This is a genomic window from Sphingomonas gellani, from assembly GCF_900110035.1.
Lineage (GTDB): Bacteria > Pseudomonadota > Alphaproteobacteria > Sphingomonadales > Sphingomonadaceae > Sphingomonas > Sphingomonas gellani.
The window spans coordinates 624,283-639,747 of the sequence record NZ_FOCF01000001.1 but is presented as its reverse complement, the minus strand read 5'-3'; the positions used below and the strand labels follow the sequence as shown (position 1 = coordinate 639,747).

Sequence of the window (15,465 nt, the reverse complement as noted above, 5' to 3'; positions counted from 1 at the left end):
GTTTGTTACCCCTTTGTCGCCCGCGTTATACGCCCGATCCCGTTCGCACCAAAGACGGGTCGACCGGCAGAACCCGCCCCGCCTCGGCCGCCGTTCGCGCGAGCTCTACTATGCGCAGGGCGAGCAGCGCGTCCTCAGCGATCACCGGCGGTGGCGCCTCGCCGCGGATCGCGTTCAGCATGCCCCGGTAGAAGCATCGCCAGTCGCCGCGTTCGCTCGGCACCGCCATCGTCCGGCCATCGGGATCGGTCAAAGTTCCGTGCAGCGCAGGTTCCTCCTGACCGAAACTCGCCCAATCGATATGGCCCGCGCGCAATGCCGCCTCCTGCGGATCGATGCCATGCTTGACGAAGCTGCCCGCATCGCCGTGCAAAGCGAAGCGGGGACGCGTCGCGGCGACCAGCGTGGAGGACGCCAGCCTTACCCGCATGCCCCCATAGTGCAGCACCACGTCGAAATAATCGTCCACCACCGCCTGCGGCCGCTGGATCAGCACGTCCGCGCCGACCGCATCCGGGATGCCGAACAGCTGCAGGGCCTGATCGATCAGGTGCGGGCCAAGATCCGCCAGCAGCCCGCCGCCGACCCGCTCGCGTTCGCGCCATCCCGGCTTGATCGCGGGGCGGAAGCGATGCCAACACATCTCTGCCAAGCGAACCTGGCCAAGCCGGCCTCCTGCGAGGAGAGAACCGACCGTCAGGAAATCCGCGTCCCAGCGCCGGTTCTGGTACACCGACAGCACAAGGCCGGCCTCGCGAGCCGCCTCGATCAGCGCGTCACCATCGGCGTTATCGGTGACGAAGGGCTTGTCGACCACCACGTGCTTGCCGGCCCGCAATGCCGCTGCGGCGATCGGCGCATGAGTGGCGTTCGGTGTGGCGACAACTATCAGATCGACGTCCGGGCGTGCAAGCAGGTCGTCCGGCGTGCCCACCACGGCCGCGTCCGGCCAGTCGGCGTGCGCCTCCTCCCGACGCGACGTCATGATCGCCGCGATGCGGAAACCCGGCACCGCGGCGATCACTGGCGCATGCAGCCGGGCACCCGCCAGGCCGAAACCGACCAGCCCAACGCCGGTGGTGTCGCTCAAGCGGGAACGCCCTGAGTCGCCGGCATCTCGGTGATGTCACTGGACCCCGACCAGATGTTGATCGCACCATCCGCCGCATGGCGGTCGATCTCCGCCAGCTCCTCCGACGAAAAGGACAGCGCCTTCACGGCATCGAGCGAGTCGTCGAGCTGCTCCACGGTGCGTGCGCCGATCAGCGCGGAGGTGACGCGCGGGTCGCGCAGCACCCAGGCGATCGCCATCTGGGCGAGGCTCTGTCCGCGCCGCTCCGCGATCTTCGCGAGCGCGCGGACACGGTCGAGGTTGTCGTCGCTGAGCAGTTCCGTCGACAGCGACCCGCCGCGCGCCGCACGCGCATCGTCGGGCACGCCGTTCAGATACTTGTCGCTCAGCATGCCCTGCGCCAGCGGGGAAAAGGCGATGCAGCCGGTGCCCAGATCGTCCAGCGTGGCGAGCAGATCCCGCTCGATCCAGCGGTTCAGCATCGAATAGCTGGGCTGGTGGATGAACAGCGGCACCTTCTCCTCCGCCAGGATCGCGGCGGCGCGCCGGGTCAGGCCGGGATCGTAGGAGGAGATGCCGACATACAGCGCCTTGCCCTGACGATGCAGATGCACCAGCGCGCCCATCGTCTCCTCCAACGGAGTCGTGGGATCGACGCGGTGGGAATAGAAGATGTCGACATAATCCAGGCCCATCCGCTTCAGGCTCTGGTCGCAGCTGGCGACGAGGTATTTTTTCGACGACCCGATGTCGCCGTACGGGCCCGGCCACATGTCCCACCCGGCCTTGGTCGACACGATCAGCTCGTCGCGATGCCGGGCGAAGTCGTCGCGCATGACGCGCCCGAAATTTTCTTCGGCGGAGCCGTAGGGCGGCCCGTAATTGTTGGCGAGATCAAAATGTGTCACGCCACGGTCGAACGCACGGCGCAGGATCGCGCGACCCGTCTCGAACACGTCGGACCCGCCGAAATTCTGCCACAGTCCCAGACTGATCGCCGGCAGCTTCAGGCCGCTGCGCCCGACGCGTCGGTACGGCATGCGCCCGTCATAGCGGTCGGGATCGGCGTGGAAGGGTGCGGGAAAGGGCATCGGAGTCACCTTGTTCGGAATTTCGTTGCCGAACTAGACCCCTAACCCCTTCCCGCCAACCGTCAGCGAACCATGGCCGCCGACTGATCCACCGCCACGACCGGCAGCAGGACCCGGCTGGGCGTGCTGCCTCCGCGGACGATCGTCACCGTCGCCTTCTGATAATCGTCCTTCTTCGCCAGGAAGATGTTGGGGACATAGCGCTGCGGATTGCGATCATAGACCGGGAACAGCGTCGACTGGATCTGGACAACCATGCGGTGTCCCGGCTGGAACACATGGTTCACCGTCGGCAGGCGGAAGCGATATTCCTGGACCTTGTTCGCCGGGATCGCGCTTGGATGTTCGAAGCTGCTGCGATAGCGGCCGCGGAAAATGTCCATGCTGATCGGCAACTGGTACCCGCCCATCTTCGGGTCGGCCACATTCTCGTCCGGATACTGGTCTATCACCTTGACGACGAAATCGCCATCGGTGCCCGTCGTCCGCGCGAACAGGTCCGCGATCGGGGCGCCGGACACCCGGACCGGCGCCGTCAGCACGGGCGAGGTGTAAGTCAGCACGTCGGGTCGGCCGTCCGCGAACCGCTGATCCGCGACCAGATACTCGCCCCACCGGCCATCGCCGAAGTTCACCGGACGCGGCAGGTGCGGCACAGGATTCGCCGGGTCGGAGACGTAGCTGTTACCACCAGCGGCCGGTGCGCCGAAGCCGGCCGAGCCGCCGGCACCCAGGTAGAAGGGCGTGAGGCCGGACGCACAGCCGCTCTCACACGCCAGCGGCCAGGTGGAAAACCGATCCCAATGATTCTCGCCGGTGTTGTAGATCGCGGCGGTCGGCAAGGTCACGGCCGGTCCGTCCTTCAGGTACCGGTTGAAGAAGGGCAGCACCATGTCCTCGCGGAATTGCGCGGCGGTGTCGCCGTTCCACTGGAACACACCCAGGCTGCGTCCCTCGCGGTTAACCTGGCTATGCCGCCACGGCCCCATCACCAGGAAGTTGTTGCCGACCTTGCCCTTCGCCTTCAGCGCTTCCCAGCTGGTGATCGCGCCGTACATGTCCTCCTGATCCCACAGGCCCTGTTCCCACAGGGTCGGGACGTTCGACGGGTTCGCGGCGAGCAGCTTGTCCAGGGCCTGTCCCTGCCAGAACCCGTCATAGGCGGCATGCTGCACCATGCGGTTCCAGAACGGCAGTTGATCGTACCCGGATTTCTTGGCCCATTCGCCGGCGGAGCCGACCTGACGGAAATTATCGTAATCGTCCCAACCGCCCGTCGAAGGCGCCTTGCCCTCTCCCTTGTAGCCGGTCTGCGCGCCGATCCAGGCGATATTGGCCAGGCGGAACGCGCCGTAGTGGAACCAGTCGTCGCCCATCCAGCCATCGACCATCGGGCTTTCCGGAGCGGCGACCTTCAGCGCGGGGTGCGGGTTGAGCAGCGCGTTGACGACGGTGAAGCCTTCATAGGACGAACCGATCATGCCGACCCGCCCGTTCGATTCCGGCAGGTTCGCCTTGTTTACCAGCCAGTCGATCGTGTCGTAGGCGTCGGTGACGTGGTCGACCTTGGTATGGTTCAGCGGCCCGATCACCGGCCGCGTCACGACGTATTCGCCCTCGGACCCGTATTTGCCGCGAATGTCCTGATAAACGCGGATGTAACCGGCCTTCACGAAGATCTCGTCCGCCAGCGGCAGCGTGTTCAGCATGCTGGCACTTTCGGACCGGCTCGCCCGCCCCTTCGCGTTGTACGGCGTGCGGGTCAGCACGATGGGGGCATTAGCGATCCCCTTCGGCACCACGATCACGGTGTAGAGCCGCGTGCCGTCGCGCATCGGCACCATCACCTCGCGCTTGTCGAAATCCTGCGCCTGCACCGGCGGCGTGAACTTCTGCGGGATATCCGCGCCGGCCTCGCTGCGGACCGCGGCATCCTTTGGCGCGGCCTGCGGTTGCTGCTGCGCCATCGCGGGCGAGAGAATGACGGCCGCCAGCGACACGGAAACGAGCCATTTGGACATGAAAACCAACCCCTGAAGAACCTCTGGGCCGCACGGTGGCAACACCGCGCGATCGATGCAAGGCGCCGCGCGTCGGAACCGCGCGCCAACTGACACGCTTTGCCCCGCTCACATTTTTGACCGGAGTCCTTCATGAACCATGTCGCCGCAGCGCACACCCAGCACCGCAGCCTGAAGGATCGCCGCGTTCTTGTCACCGGCGGGACGACGGGCATCGGTCGGGCGATCGCGATCCTGCTGGCGGCGGAGGGGGCTCACGTCTTCGTGGCGGGACATGATCCGGATCATCTGGACGATGCCCTCGCCCAGATCCGTAACGTCGGGCGCGGCGATGGGATGACGATCGACCTTGCCGATCCGGACAATGTCGGCCGCTTGTTCGATGCGGGCGAAAAGGCACTCGGCGGCCTGGACGTCGCGGTCATCAACGCCGCCGTCCCCGCACAGGGGCTGACCGACATGGACGAGGCGGCGCTGCGTAACGCCATCGCCGTCAACTTCACTGCCTATCTGCTGAGCGCGAAGCACGCGTCGCAGCGCATCGCGAAGGGCGACATCGTCCTGACCGGATCGATGAGCGCGCATGTGCTGGGGCCCAGCTCCACCGTCTATGCCGGGATCAAGGCCGGCATCGCCGGTTTCGCCGAAGCGCTGCGCCGCGAGCTTGGTCCCAAGGGGATCAAGGTGTCGCTGGTCGAACCAGGCAAGACGTCCGCGGACTTCCAGTATCCCGACCTCTCGGATGACGAACAGCAGGAGATGATCGCGCAGGAGACCATGCTGCGCGCCGAGGATATCGCGGTGGGTGTCCATTATCTGCTGACCCAGCCGATGCGGGCGATCGTCCAGCAACTGACGATCACCCCGCGCATGCAGGAAGGCGAATAGAGGGTTCGTTGCGGCCTCCCTCCGAACGATCGGGGGCCACACAGCGCTTTTCCTTTCAGGGGTTTGACCCCTGCCCGGCGGGCTCCTAGGCAGGTCGAAACGCGATTCTTCCGGGAATGAGGGTGGCTTGGCTCAACTGTTCCGTCCCGGTGCCAACACCTATGCGCGCCTGCTGCTTGCGCTGCCCTTGCTGGTGGCCGGGCTGTTGTTCGCCGGGATGGTCGTCGCGCGCTCCGGTACCGCCACGGGCGAAGGGCGCTTCGTCGAGCAGCCGGTCCCCTTCAGCCACCAGCATCATGCCGGCGAATTGGGGATCGATTGCCGATACTGCCATGCCGGCGTGGAGACGGGTGCACATGCGGGCGTGCCGCCGACGCATACCTGCATGACCTGCCATTATCAGCTTTACACCAATGCGCAAATGCTGGCGCCCGTTCGCGACAGCCTGGCCAGCGGACGCCCGATCGCGTGGCGGCGCGTCAATCGCCTGCCGGACTATGTGTATTTCGATCATCACGCGCATGTGAACAACGGGGTGCCGTGCGCCGCCTGTCATGGCGACATCCGCCGCATGCCGCTGACCCGTCAGGCGACGCCCATGTCGATGGGGTGGTGTCTGGATTGCCACCGCGCACCGGAGGAGCGGATCGTCGCGCCCGACCGGGTCTATTCCGATGCGCCCTATCAGCGTCGGAGCGGTGCCGACCGGGCGGCGGCACGCGCGACGACGATCCGCATCGCGCATAGCGGGCGCAATTTGACCGATTGTTCGACATGCCACCGATGAGCGCCGACCTGCCCGATCGCCGGTCCGTGCTGCGTCTGATCGCGGCTGGCGCAGCGGCAAGCGTCTCCGCCTGCCAGCGGCCGGACGACACGATCCACCCGATGGTCGACCAGCCGGAGGGCACATTCCCCGGCCAGGTGCGCCGCTATGCCACCGCCCTGCCACTTGCGGGTTACGGCCGGGGTGTGACCGGACTTGTGGTCGATGGTCGCCCGATCAAGCTGGAGGGGCTAGCCGCCCACCCCGCCAGCCTGGGCGCGACCGAGCCGTTCATCGAGGCGGGCATCCTCGACCTGTACGACCCGCAGCGGCTGCGTGCGCCGAGCGGCCCGTCGGGTCCGGCAAGCTGGTCCAGCCTGGCGCGGGTGCTGTTCGAGAGTGTCGCGCCACGGCGTGGCAAGGGACTGGCCCTGCTGACCGGGCGCGTCACCTCGCCCACGCTGCTTGCGCGCATTGCGGCGTTGCGGGTGCAACTGCCAGGCATGCGCCATGTGCGATGGGAGCCGTTCGACGACGACCACGCCCTTGCGGCGGCGGACGCGGCTTTCGGTCGGCCGCTGACTCCGCGACCCCGCCTGGCCGACGCCGATGTCGTGCTGTTGCTCGACAGCGACCCGCTCGGCCCCGGTCCCGATCAGATCGCCCATGCGCGCGGGTGGAGCCTGCGACGGCGACGCGCGCCGATGCACCGGATGTATGCGGCGGAGGCGACGCCCAGCATCAGCGGCACCATGGCCGATCACCGCATCGCCGCGGGGCCGGCCGATCTGGCGGCGCTGTGCCATGCACTTGCCGCGGCGATGGGTGGCGCGCCCGCGCGGATCGCCATGCCGGACGAGTTGGCGCGCTTCGCCGCCGACGCGGCGCGCGACCTGTTGGCGGCGAAGGGGCGCGCTCTGGTCATGGTCGGCGATCGACAGCCGCCCTCCATGCACGCCTTCGCTGCCTGGGCGAACGGATTGCTCCGCGCACCGCAACAGTGGATCGCGCCGGTCGATCCCGATCGGTCCTCCCATCGCGATAGCCTGTCTGGCCTGGCGGCGGACATGCACGCGGGGCGTATCGACACGCTGGTCGTGCTCGACAGCAACCCCGCCTACGCAGCGCCGCCGCAACTCGCCTTTGCGGAGGCCATGGACCGCGTGCCGCTGACCGTCGCCGCCACACTGTTCCCGGACGAGACCAGCGCGCGCGCGAAGTGGAAGGTGCCGATCGGTCATCCGTTGGAGGGGTGGCACGACTGGCGCGCCCCGGACGGGACGGTTTCGATCGCCCAGCCTCTCGTACGGCCATTCTGCGACACGAAGACGCCGGTCGAGGTGGTCGACCTGATCCTCGACGCGGCGGGCGGACCCGGTGCGCTCGCGCGACACCGCACGCAGTGGGCGGCGTTGGACGACGCGGGATGGCGCCATGCAGTGGCGACGGGCGTCGTGCCCGACAGCGCCGCCGCAGCGGAACATGTCGGCGAAGCGCCATTGGTGCTGCCGGCTGTCGCGCCCGGGCGGTGGGCGGTGGATGTCCGGCCCTCCCCCTCCCTGTTCGATGGGCGGCATTCGACCAATGCCTGGGCGCAGGAATGTCCCGACCCGATCACCAAGGAGGTGTGGGGGTCGAGCGCGCGCATGCACCCGGCCGACATGGCCGCCCTCGACCTCGCAAACGGCGACATGGTCGCGGTGCGGCATGGCGGACGCGTGGTGCTGCCGGTGCGATCAGTCGAGGGGCAGGCACGCGGCGTCGTGACGGTCGCGACCGGCTATGGCCGGGAAGGCGCGGGGCCGGTAGCGGACGGGTTCGGGGCCAATGCCTGGGTTCTGCAAGGAACGGGCGTCCCGCAGGTGAGCAAGGCGGCAGGCCGGATCGAGGTGGTTTCCACACAGCCCTTCTTCGAGCTGGATGGTGAACTGGCGAAGCTTTTTCCCGTCCTGGCGCCAAGTGCCGCTATGCCTGCCGCGAAGCCCCTGCCGACGCTGTTGCCCAATCCGCCGGCCAAGGGTGCGCCGAAGCAATGGGCGATGGCGATCGACACCGACCTGTGCATCGGCTGCAACGCCTGCATCCTGTCCTGCCAGGCGGAGAACAACATTCCCGCGATCGGGCCGGAGGAGATGGCGGTCGGTCGCGACATGCACTGGCTGCGCGTCGACCGGTATGAGGACAAGGGAGCGGGCGGTTTCCAGCCCGTTCCCTGCATGCAATGCGAAACCGCGCCGTGCGAGCCGGTGTGCCCGGTCGAGGCGTCGGTCCACGATGCGCAGGGTCTGAATGTGCAGGTCTACAACCGCTGCATCGGTACCCGGACATGCCAGGCGAACTGCCCGTACAAGGTCCGGCGCTTCAACTTCCGCGACTATGCCGGGTCATCCCTGTGGGGCGACGCAGGCGACGCGTCGGTGTCGGCCCAGCGCAACCCGGACGTATCGGTGCGCGCGCGGGGCGTGATGGAGAAATGCACCTACTGCGTGCAGCGGATCGAAGCGTCCAATCGGGAGAAGGACGCCGGCGGTGTGGCCGCCCCGGTCCAGACCGCGTGCGCGGCCGCCTGTCCGACCCAGGCGATCCGCTTCGGTACGCTGGACGACGCGCCGATCCGCGAGGCGCGCGCCGATCCGCGCCATTACGCCTTGCTGGAGGAGCTCGGCACGCGCCCGCGCACAACCTATCTCGCGCGCCGCCGTAATCCGGGCGAAGGTGCATGATCGCGCCGCATGTCGTCGACAGCGGCCGGCGATGGACCCTGCCGTTGATCGCCACGCTGGGCGACGTGACGGAGGCGGTGGCAGCGCCGCTGATGGACAGGAGGCCCGGTCGCGCATGGTGGCTGTCGGTCGGCGCGTCGGCGGCGGTGACTTTGGTCGGGGCGGTCGCGATCTGGTTCAGCCTGACGCGGGGGCCGGGGCTGTGGGGCAACAACTCCGCCGTAGTCTGGGGTTTCCCGATCGCGAATTATGTCTGGTGGATCGGCATCGGCAATGCCGGCACGCTGATCTCTTCGCTGCTGCTGCTGACACGGCAGAAATGGCGCGCGTCGTTGAACCGCATGGCGGAGGCGATGACCCTCTTTGCGGTATCGATGGCCGGGATCTTCCCGATCCTGCACCTGGGTCGGCCGATGTATTTCTATTGGCTCGCGCCCTACCCCAACAGCATGCAGTTGTGGCCGCAATGGCGATCGGCGCTGGTGTGGGATTTCTGGGCCATCGTCAGTTACCTGCTGTTCTCGATCATGTTCTTCTATGTCGGCCTGCAGCCAGATTTGGCCACGCTGCGCGACAGGGACGGATCGCGCGGATGGCGGCGGATGTACGGCGTCGCAGCGATGGGATGGCAGGGGACGCCGACGCAGTGGCGCGCACAGGAGCGGCTGCACCGCACAATGGCAGCGATCGCAGTGCCGCTGGTCTGTTCCGTACACTCGATCGTCGGGCTGGATTTCGCCGCCAGCCTGATGCCCGGTTGGACCGAAAGCATCTTCCCCCCCTATTTCGTGGTCGGCGCGCTGTTCTCCGGATTTGCGATGGTGGTGCTGATCGCGCTGATCATGCGGCGCGCCATGGGCTTGGAGGGATTGATCGTGCCCGATCATTTCGACGCCATGGCGCGCGTGATTCTAGCGGCCTCGATCGTCATGGGTGCGTCCTATTCGGCGGAATGGCTGTCGGCCTTGTGGAGCGGTGAGGCGGCGGACCTGCGCGTGGTCCGCTTCGCATTTACGGGGCCGTACGCGCCCTTCTATTGGGCGATGCTGATCGGCAACGTCGCGGCCCCTCAGCTGTTCTGGGCGAAGCCGCTTCGGACCAGCACACCGGTCCTGATCGGAGTGTCAGTCGCCGTGCTGGTGGGCATGTGGCTGGAGCGCATTCTCATCATCACCAATACGCTGTCGATCGGCTACGAGCCCAGCTTCTGGCGGCTCTATGCGCCAACGATCGTCGACTTCCTGATCCTGGCGGGAACGCTGGGCGGGTTCGTGCTGCTGATGCTGGTGTTTGCACGATTGCTGCCGGTCGTGTCGATGCATGAAACGCGCAAGCTGTTGGCGGAGGAGCGCGGGTGACCGTCGTGGCGATCGCGACCTTTGCCGACGAGGGATCGTATCTGCGCGCGCGAGTGCGGGCGGTGGCGGAGGAACGGCGCATCGTCGGCGAATGGCTGCCCTATGCGGCCACCAGCCTGGGCGCAGGGGACGGTGAGCAGGGGATCAGGGCGGCGGCCATCGTAATCGGGCTGATCGGCGGTGCGGCGCTGATGGCGGTGACGATCTGGAGTGCGGTGGTCGCCTACCCCTTCGACGCGGGCGGACGGCCGGTGTTCAGCTGGCCCGCCTTCATTCCGGCGCCGGTAGAGTTCGGCGCGCTGTGCGCTGGCTTCGCCGGCCTGGTGATGCTGTTCAGAAACGCGCGCCTCACCCGCCTGCACCATGCCGCCTTCGACTTCGACGAGGTGGCTCGCGCGGCACAGGACAGCTTCGTGCTGGCGCTCGCCTGCGACATGGGGGCGGACGCAAACGGTGCGCTGGCACTGATGGCGACCGCCGGGGCGGCGCACAGCCGGTTGATCGGCGGATGAGGCGCGCTGTCCCGCTCGCGCTGCTGCTGCTCGCCGGTTGCGACCTGTCGATGCGCGAACAGGCACGCGGCGATGCGCAGGGGGCGGACACCTTGTGGCCCGGCGGGCCGATGCGATCCGCACCGCCGGCCGGAAGCGTCGCGGTGGACCAACTCGCCCGCGATGCCGCTCTCGACCGACCGCCGCCCTTGTCGGCAGCACTGCTCGATCGCGGCGAGGCGCGATACGGCATCTACTGCGCGATGTGCCACGGCGAGCGGGGTGATGGTGACGGAACCGTGGTGAAGCGTGGCTTCCCGGCGCCGCCATCGTACCGGGAGCCGCGATTGATGGCGGCCTCCCCCGCCTATGTGGTGGATGTCATCACCAATGGACACGGCGTGATGTATTCCTACGCGGATCGCGTCGCTCCGGCCGATCGGTGGGCGATTGCCGCTTACATCAAGGCGTTGCAGCGCATTCCTGCCGAAAGATCGCATCGATGAGGGATGCCCTCATGCTGGTCGCGACCGCCTATCGCACGCTGTTCCTGATCGCCGCCGCGCCGGTTATCGGGTCCATTCTCCTGTTGGCGATCGCCCGCGTCACGGGTGCCGCATGGCACGGCATCGGCGGCCCGGCACGTCATGCCCCCATCCTCACCTTTGGGGCAGGGTTGCTGGGGCTGGCGCAGCTCGCCACACCTGCACCCGATCATCTGGTGGCATGGATGTCGCCCTGGGCGGTAGCGCTTCGTGGAGGGTTGGGCGGGGTTCTGCTGACCCTTGCCGCGCGACGATTGCGTGGGGGTGCAAGCGTAACCTTCGCCGCGATCGTCCTCGCCGGCTATGCGGTATCGGTGACGGTCCTCGCCGGCGACTGGATGCTGGGCCATGTGCCCGGCCACCCGGTATCCGCAGTGGGGATGATGCTGAGCGTGGCCGCCGTCGGAGGCGCGGCCGCGACGACGCTGGTGAGTGGCTCTGGCGATGTACGGACGCGTGGCGACATGGCGCTGCTGGCCGTGGCGGCGGCGCTGGGGCTGGGATATCTGGCGTTCATGGACTTCCTGATCGTCTGGTTCGGCAACCTGCCCGCGCGCGTGCCCTTCTACATCGATCGGGGTACGCCGGCGGCAAGCGTGCTGGCGCTGGCAGCCGTGGTTGTCGGGATCGCCGCACCGATCGCACTGCTGACGTTGATGCGGCACCTGACGGGGCAGCGTCTTGCCGGGGCGGCAGTGCTCGTCGGTCTGGCGCTGTTCGACGTGTGGTGGATCGGCGGCGGCCCGGCGGCGCTGATCGGCGCGGCGGCGGGGTTGATCGTGGTTGCGGCCGGCCCTCTGCGGCAGGCAAGGCGTGAGGGCGCGCATGGCTGAACGCGACGATGTGCCGGAGGGATGGTCGGTGAGGCACCGCCCCGCGCTTGTCGCGGCGTTGGCCACACCGCTGGTGCTGACGGTGCTGCTGGCAATCGCCGGCTGGCTATACTGTGAACGGCTGAGGCCGGTGGTGAGACAGCCGGTCACCGCATTTCCCGCCCCCGGGCTGGAGACGTTCGTGCACGATGGCGTGGCCGACCCATACAGGCCGTCCCGCCACACGCGGCCTGACCCCACGATCGCGGCGGCGAAGCGCTCCGTGGTGGATGGCGGTATTCGCGACTGGCAGGGCCGGCCATGATCCGCGCGGTCCTCTGTTCGCTGCTTATCGCCAGCCCGGCGGCGGCCGAATTGTCGCCACGGCAGCTTGCCGGGGCGGTTGCGCGCCCGGTGGCCGGGGCCATGCTGCCGGCGCGCCTGCCCTTCACAAACCAGCATGGCACCGTCACGACGCTGGGCAGAGTGGCCGGCGGTGTGCCGCTGGTCCTCGTGTTCGCGGACTATACCTGCCGCCATGTTTGCGCGCCGGGGCTGACCATGACAGCGACCGCCCTATCCGCGACGGGACTGCGGCCGGGACGCGATTACCGGCTGGCGGTGATCGGGATCGATCCCAACGATACGCTGGCGGATGCGCGGCGCATGTCCGGCGTGCTTCGCGCCTATCCGAAACTCGCGCGCGGCACGGCCCTGCTGACCGGCACACCGGCGGCGATCGGCGCGGCGACGCGTGCGCTGGGCTATGGCTATGTCCGCGACGCGGCGACCGACCAGTTCGCGCATGAGGCGGCCGCCTATGTCTTCGGCCGCGACGGGAAGCTTGTCGCGTTGCTGCCCGAACTTGGCGGAGACGCAGCGCCGCTGCTCACCGCGATCAAGGGACAGGCGCGCGATAGCGACAGCTGGGCCGGGCAGGTCGCGCGGCTGTGTTACGGTCTGGACGGCGCGCACGGCCGCTATGGCCGGATCGTGACGATCGCGCTGCAACTCCTTTCGGGGGCGCTGCTGGCCGGCGTGCTGGCGATGGCGTGGCGGCGGAGGCACGCGCGATGAGGCCCGTAGAGGCCTCGACCTACGCGCCACGCGTCGACAGCATCTTCTGGATGCTGACGGCAGCGTCGGGCGCGGTGATCCTGCTGGTCGGGACGTTGGTGCTGTTCTTTTCGATCAAATATCGACGCGGCACCGCGACACCGCGCGGGCCGGTTCCCGATCGGCTGAGCCGCGAGGTGGAGATCGGCTGGACCGCGGCCACCGCCTTCGCCTTCCTGTTCTTCTTCTGGTTCGCGGCGGTCGCGGAGACGACGCAGTTCGAGATCCCGCGCAAGGCGATGGAGATCCACGTCGTCGCGAAGCAGTGGATGTGGAAGCTCGAACATCCGAACGGGACGCGGGAGATCAACACGCTGCACGTCCCCGTCGGCGTGCCGGTGCGGCTGGTGATGACGAGCCAGGACGTGATCCACAGCTTCTTCGTGCCCGCCTTCCGCACCAAGCAGGACGTGCTGCCCGGCCGCTATGTGGAGGCGTGGTTCGAGGCGTCGAAACCTGGCACCTATCACCTGTTCTGCACCGAATATTGCGGCACCGACCACAGCCGGATGGGCGGCGGCATCGTCGTGCAGAGCCAGTCCGACTTCGCCCGCTGGATCGATGCGCAGCCACAGGGCGACAGTCTGGCCGATCAGGGCGCGGTGCTGTTCCGGCGCATGGGTTGCACCGGTTGCCATGGCGGGTCGTCGCGCATTCGGGCGCCCTCCCTCGCCGGCGTGTTCGGGCGCCAGCAACCGCTGGAGGGTGGCGGCTTCGTGACCGCCGACGAAAGCTACCTGCGCGACTCCATCCTGCTGCCCAACAAGCAGGTGGTGGCAGGATATCAGCCCGTGATGCCCAGCTATCAGGGCGTCGCATCGGAGGACGACCTTATTCGCCTGATCGCTTATCTGAAGTCGCAAAAGGTCGTTTCACCCCGTCCAGAGGTTGGCCCTTGAGCACGCTGGAGGACACGGGCGCGCTTGCCCGCGAGCCGGGCCGCACCAGCTTCCTGACGGAGGGTGGCACCACCGTTCGGTCGTGGCTGCTCTCGACCGATCACAAGCGGATCGCGTTCCTGTACGCGGCCGGCATCACCTTTTTCTTCTTTCTGGGCGGGGCGGCGGCGACGCTGATCCGTGCCGAACTGGTGACCCCGGCGGGCGACCTGCTGACGGCCGACGAGTATAACCGCCTGTTCACGCTGCACGGCGTCATCATGGTTTGGTTCTTTCTGGTGCCGTCGATCCCGACCACCTTGGGCAATTTCCTGCTGCCCCTGATGATCGGCGCGCGCGAGGTCGCCTTTCCGCGCCTGAACCTGTTCAGCTGGTACCTGTACATGGGGGGCGGGTTGCTGACGCTGTTGTCGCTGCTCCTGGGCGGCGTGGACACGGGCTGGACCTTCTACACGCCGTTCTCCACGCTCTATTCCAACAGCTATGTCCTGTTGGCGGCGGCGGGCGTGTTCGTGGTCGGTTTCTCGTCCATCGCGACGGGCATCAACTTCCTCGCCACCATCCACCTGTTGCGTGCGAAGGGCATGACGTGGATGCGCATGCCCTTGTTCGCATGGGCGATGTACACGGTCAGCCTGGTCATGGTGCTGGCCACGCCGGTGCTGGCGATCAGCCTGTTGCTGATCTTCGCGGAACGGGCGTTCGGGCTGCCGATCTTCGATCCCCGTTCAGGCGGCGACCCGCTGCTGTTCCAGCACCTGTTCTGGTTCTACAGCCACCCGGCCGTGTATATCATGGTGCTGCCCGCGTTCGGAGTGGTGTCGGAGATCATCGCCTGCGAGGCGCGGCGGCGCGTGTTCGGGTACGAGTTCATGGTGTACGCGATGGTCGCCATCGCCGTGATCGGGTTCATGGTGTGGGGCCACCACATGTTCGTGTCCGGCCAGTCGCCCTTCGCGAGCCTGGTGTTCTCGTTCCTGTCCTTCGTCGTCGCGGTGCCGAGCGCCATCAAGGTCTTCAACTGGACGGGGACGCTGTACCGCGGCCAAATCCGCTTTTCCGCGCCGATGCTGTACGCGTTGGGCTTTGTCGGGCTGTTCACGCTGGGCGGGCTGACCGGGTTGTTCCTGGCCTCCATCCCGATCGACGTGCAGGTGACGGACACATACTTCGTGGTCGCGCACTTCCACTACATCATGGTCGGCGGATCGGTGTCGGCGTTCTTCGGCGGCCTGCATTTCTGGTGGCCGAAGATAACCGGGCGCATGTATTCGGAGACGCTGGCGAAGTTCGCGGCCGTCAGCATGTTCTTCGGGTTCAACTTCACGTTCTTCCCGCAGTTCATCCTGGGGTACATGGGCATGCCGCGGCGGTATCACGAATATCCGCCGGAGTTTCAGGCGTGGCACGTAATGAGCTCGACCGGCGCCGTGGTCCTCGCATTCGCGTATCTCTGGCCGCTGTTCTATCTGGGCTGGAGCCTGGTGAAGGGCGAGCGGGCAGACGACAATCCGCACGATGCGACCGGCCTGGAATGGCAGACCAGTTCGCCGCCGCCCAAGGACAATTTCGCGGAACCGCCCATCGTGACGGGCACCCCCTATCGCTATCACGCGGAAGGGTTCGCGCCGCACGAGGTGCGGCCGATCCACGCGCCGCAGGACCCGCAATGACGGGCGGTCC

At 67.4% G+C, this 15,465-nt stretch carries 14 protein-coding genes; 11 read left to right on the top strand and 3 right to left on the bottom strand.

Translation table 11 applies throughout. The features are described from left to right. Window positions 1–25 precede the first annotated feature (25 nt). The 3 genes from BMX37_RS03330 to BMX37_RS03320 form a co-directional block, all read right to left on the bottom strand. Window positions 26–1,090 (bottom strand): Gfo/Idh/MocA family protein, encoded by a 1,065-nt coding sequence (locus BMX37_RS03330; RefSeq protein WP_093664007.1) that lies wholly within the window; start codon window positions 1,088–1,090, stop codon window positions 26–28. Further along, window positions 1,087–2,163 (bottom strand): L-glyceraldehyde 3-phosphate reductase, encoded by a 1,077-nt coding sequence (gene mgrA, locus BMX37_RS03325; protein ID WP_093664006.1) that lies wholly within the window; start codon window positions 2,161–2,163, stop codon window positions 1,087–1,089. Before mgrA ends, BMX37_RS03330 begins: the two co-directional genes overlap by 4 nt. 62 nt (window positions 2,164–2,225) lie before the next feature. Beyond that, complete coding sequence (locus BMX37_RS03320) at window positions 2,226–4,184, bottom strand: CocE/NonD family hydrolase (protein ID WP_093664005.1); 1,959 nt, start codon at window positions 4,182–4,184, stop codon at window positions 2,226–2,228. Window positions 4,185–4,316: 132 nt separating this feature from the next. Here BMX37_RS03320 and BMX37_RS03315 point away from each other — a divergent pair, with 132 nt between their 5' ends. The 11 genes from BMX37_RS03315 (at window position 4,317) to ctaD (ending at window position 15,455) form a co-directional block, all read left to right on the top strand. Next, window positions 4,317–5,072, top strand: a complete 756-nt coding sequence (locus BMX37_RS03315) for an SDR family oxidoreductase (protein WP_093664004.1) — start codon at window positions 4,317–4,319, stop codon at window positions 5,070–5,072. 127 nt (window positions 5,073–5,199) lie between these two features. Further along, complete coding sequence (locus BMX37_RS03310) at window positions 5,200–5,859, top strand: cytochrome c3 family protein (RefSeq protein WP_093664003.1); 660 nt, start codon at window positions 5,200–5,202, stop codon at window positions 5,857–5,859. Then, a complete protein-coding gene (locus BMX37_RS03305) occupies window positions 5,847–8,561 on the top strand; it encodes a 4Fe-4S dicluster domain-containing protein (protein ID WP_093664002.1) in 2,715 nt (904 codons plus the stop codon). The genes BMX37_RS03310 and BMX37_RS03305 overlap by 13 nt, the downstream gene beginning before the upstream one ends. Then, entirely contained in the window at window positions 8,558–9,919 is a 1,362-nt protein-coding gene (nrfD, locus tag BMX37_RS03300; protein WP_093664001.1) for an NrfD/PsrC family molybdoenzyme membrane anchor subunit, read from the top strand. Before BMX37_RS03305 ends, nrfD begins: the two co-directional genes overlap by 4 nt. Next, complete coding sequence (locus BMX37_RS03295; RefSeq protein WP_093664000.1) at window positions 9,916–10,431, top strand: quinol:electron acceptor oxidoreductase subunit ActD; 516 nt, start codon at window positions 9,916–9,918, stop codon at window positions 10,429–10,431. The genes nrfD and BMX37_RS03295 overlap by 4 nt, the downstream gene beginning before the upstream one ends. Beyond that, the gene (locus tag BMX37_RS03290; protein WP_093663999.1) at window positions 10,428–10,916 is read left to right on the top strand and encodes a c-type cytochrome; all 489 of its coding nucleotides are present in this window, start codon (window positions 10,428–10,430) and stop codon (window positions 10,914–10,916) included. Before BMX37_RS03295 ends, BMX37_RS03290 begins: the two co-directional genes overlap by 4 nt. After that, on the top strand, window positions 10,913–11,788 hold the full coding sequence (locus BMX37_RS03285; protein WP_139197983.1) for a hypothetical protein: 876 nt from the start codon (window positions 10,913–10,915) through the stop codon (window positions 11,786–11,788). Before BMX37_RS03290 ends, BMX37_RS03285 begins: the two co-directional genes overlap by 4 nt. Next, entirely contained in the window at window positions 11,781–12,092 is a 312-nt protein-coding gene (locus BMX37_RS03280; protein WP_139197982.1) for a hypothetical protein, read from the top strand. Before BMX37_RS03285 ends, BMX37_RS03280 begins: the two co-directional genes overlap by 8 nt. After that, window positions 12,089–12,844, top strand: a complete 756-nt coding sequence (locus BMX37_RS03275; RefSeq protein WP_093663996.1) for an SCO family protein — start codon at window positions 12,089–12,091, stop codon at window positions 12,842–12,844. Before BMX37_RS03280 ends, BMX37_RS03275 begins: the two co-directional genes overlap by 4 nt. Continuing rightward, window positions 12,841–13,782, top strand: a complete 942-nt coding sequence (gene coxB, locus BMX37_RS03270; RefSeq protein ID WP_093664266.1) for a cytochrome c oxidase subunit II — start codon at window positions 12,841–12,843, stop codon at window positions 13,780–13,782. Before BMX37_RS03275 ends, coxB begins: the two co-directional genes overlap by 4 nt. Beyond that, window positions 13,779–15,455 (top strand): cytochrome c oxidase subunit I, encoded by a 1,677-nt coding sequence (gene ctaD / locus BMX37_RS03265; RefSeq protein ID WP_093663995.1) that lies wholly within the window; start codon window positions 13,779–13,781, stop codon window positions 15,453–15,455. The genes coxB and ctaD overlap by 4 nt, the downstream gene beginning before the upstream one ends. The last annotated feature ends 10 nt before the right edge of the window (window positions 15,456–15,465 follow it).

Coding starts and splice junctions, on each gene's coding strand:
- mgrA (WP_093664006.1), bottom strand. CDS start 2,163: ATGCCCTTTCCCGCACCCTTCCACGCCGATCCCGACCGCTATGACGGG.
- BMX37_RS03320 (WP_093664005.1), bottom strand. CDS start 4,184: ATGTCCAAATGGCTCGTTTCCGTGTCGCTGGCGGCCGTCATTCTCTCG.
- BMX37_RS03315 (WP_093664004.1), top strand. CDS start 4,317: ATGAACCATGTCGCCGCAGCGCACACCCAGCACCGCAGCCTGAAGGAT.
- nrfD (WP_093664001.1), top strand. CDS start 8,558: ATGATCGCGCCGCATGTCGTCGACAGCGGCCGGCGATGGACCCTGCCG.
- BMX37_RS03275 (WP_093663996.1), top strand. CDS start 12,089: ATGATCCGCGCGGTCCTCTGTTCGCTGCTTATCGCCAGCCCGGCGGCG.
- BMX37_RS03280 (WP_139197982.1), top strand. CDS start 11,781: ATGGCTGAACGCGACGATGTGCCGGAGGGATGGTCGGTGAGGCACCGC.
- BMX37_RS03290 (WP_093663999.1), top strand. CDS start 10,428: ATGAGGCGCGCTGTCCCGCTCGCGCTGCTGCTGCTCGCCGGTTGCGAC.
- BMX37_RS03305 (WP_093664002.1), top strand. CDS start 5,847: ATGCCACCGATGAGCGCCGACCTGCCCGATCGCCGGTCCGTGCTGCGT.
- coxB (WP_093664266.1), top strand. CDS start 12,841: ATGAGGCCCGTAGAGGCCTCGACCTACGCGCCACGCGTCGACAGCATC.
- BMX37_RS03285 (WP_139197983.1), top strand. CDS start 10,913: ATGAGGGATGCCCTCATGCTGGTCGCGACCGCCTATCGCACGCTGTTC.